Genomic DNA, 2,083 nt, shown 5'->3' with positions numbered 1-2,083 from the left:
CCGTCCGGCGGGGACGCCGAGCCCGAGGAGCCGGAGGAGATGCTCGGCGCGGCCCGGTGGGCGCTCGCCGAGGAGGCCGCCGCCGAGGCGTTCCGGAGGCTCACGCTGACCGCCGCGCCGCTGCTGGACGACGCGGCCGTCAAGGGCCTGCGCGAGGGGCTGCCCGAGGACCGGTCGCTCGCGCTCACCGCCGCGCTCCGCACCGGGGTGAGCATCCTGCGCGGAGCGCCGGACGACCTCGCGGACGCCGCCCTGGGCATCGCCGGCGCCGCCGCGGGCCGGGGCCTGCGGGCCGCGGTCGCCGCGCCGACCGACCGCGCCGCCGCCGGCCTGGCCGCCCCCGAGGGCGTCGCGGTCACCAGCCTGCACCGGCTGCTGGAGCCCCTGGACGGCCCGGCCGCCGCGCCCGGCGCCGTCGTCTACGGACGCGGGGAGCGGAACCCGTTCGACCTCGACCTGCTCATCGTGACCGACGCCGCGGCGCTGGACGTCGAGCTGTGCGCGGTGCTGGCCGAGGCGTGCCCCGACGGCGCGCACCTGGTGCTGTGCGCCGAGCCTGCCGCCGCGCCGCCCGCGGGGCCCGGACGGCCCCTGCTCGACCTGGAGGCGTCCGAGACCGTCCCGGTGGTGGAGCTGGACGCCGCGCCGGCGTCCTCCCCGCTCGCCGCGCTCGCGGCGGCGGTGCGCGGCGGCGCCCTGCCCGCCGTGGACGCGCCGGGCCGGGAGGTCGTCATCGTGCCCGCCGCCGACCCCGGCGAGGCGGTGCACCGGGCGGTCCAGCTCGTCACCGACTCGATCCCCCGCGCGCTCGGCATCCCGGTCGAGGACGTCCAGGTCGTCGCGCCCGCCGCCGGCGGCCCGGCGGGCGCCGGCGCGCTCAACGCGGCGCTGAAGGCCCGGCTGAACCCCGGGCCCGGCGCGTTCGGCGGGATGGACCCCGGCGACCGGGTGGTCGTCGCCGCGCCGCTCCCCCAGGCGGCGGTCGGCGAGACCGGCGTGGTGGCGGGCGGCGGCCCGCACGGCCTCGACGTCGACTTCCCCGCCGGCCGGGCCGTGGTCGCGCCGGCGGACGCGGCCCGGCTGCGGCACGGCTGGGCGGTCCCGGTCGCGCGGGCGCGCGGGACGCGCCGGCCCGCGGTCGTCGCGGTCATGACCCCCGAGGGGCTGTCGCGGCCGCTGGTGGCCACCGCGTTCGGGCTGGCGCTCCGGCACCTGTCGGTCGTGCAGGCGGCCGGTCCGGCGCTGGTCAGGGCCGTGCGCGAGGAGGGGGCGCCGCCGCGGCGCACCCGGCTCGCGGCCCTGGTCGTCCAGTGAGGCGGCGGCGAGGTAAAGAAACCCCCGTGTCGCGGTTTACGGACGGCCCCGTATGGGACACGATGTCAACAAGGGTCAGGCACTGACGGGGTCCCGTCACGGCATCGGGCGGAGGGCGGCATGCGCCAGCGGATCAGGCGGATCGGATCGGCGTCGGCGGCGGTCTCGGCGGGCGCGCTCGTCCTGGTCCTCGCGGCCCCGGCGTCCGGCGCCGCGGCGGAGGAGTGCAAGAAGGGCGTCGACCCCGAGACCACGATCGAGAACTGGAAGTGCAACCTCGGCAACCTGCGCGAGGCGCTCGCCCCGAAGAGCCCCACGCCGACGCCCACGCCGACCCCGAAGCCCACGCCGAAGAAGACCAGCCAGAACACGACGAAGAAGACCACGAAGAAGGCGCCCGCGGCGCCGGCGAAGGCGACCCGCAGGCCCGCCGCGGCGCCGAGCGGCGGCGGGGCCGCGGCCCCGTCCGGGCCCGCCCCGATGACCGACGCGAAGGGCCTCAAGCCCTACTCCGGCGAAGCGCCGTCCGCCGCCCCGGGGCTGCCCGGCGTCCTGCCCACCCCGGAGATCGCCGCCGACCCGAACGCCTACCGGGACGCCGCCGGCGGGACCGCCGCGATGCCGCAGACGCGCCTCATCTCGCCCGTCGCCGCCGGCGGGCGCGACGACCGGCAGCTGCTGCTCGTCGCCGCCGCGGCGGGCGCCGCCGGAGCCGTCGGCGCCCTCAACCTCAGCGTCGCCGGCCGCGCCCTGCGCCGCCGCAGGGCGG

1 protein-coding gene and 1 pseudogene are annotated in these 2,083 nt (G+C 80.0%); both read left to right on the top strand.

The genetic code is table 11. The features are described from left to right. A partial coding sequence (locus ACIWVC_RS33325; protein ID WP_396455068.1) for an AAA family ATPase occupies positions 1-1,314 on the top strand: 1,314 nt, incomplete at its 5' end. 120 nt (positions 1,315-1,434) lie between these two features. Then, positions 1,435-2,083: pseudogene (locus ACIWVC_RS33320) on the top strand (hypothetical protein); the annotation flags it as partial.

Origin of the sequence: Actinomadura sp., assembly GCF_044508335.1 — a bacterium.
GTDB lineage: Bacteria > Actinomycetota > Actinomycetes > Streptosporangiales > Streptosporangiaceae > Spirillospora.
Note: the sequence above shows the minus strand (reverse complement) of the source record. Positions and strands in the feature narration are given on the sequence as shown.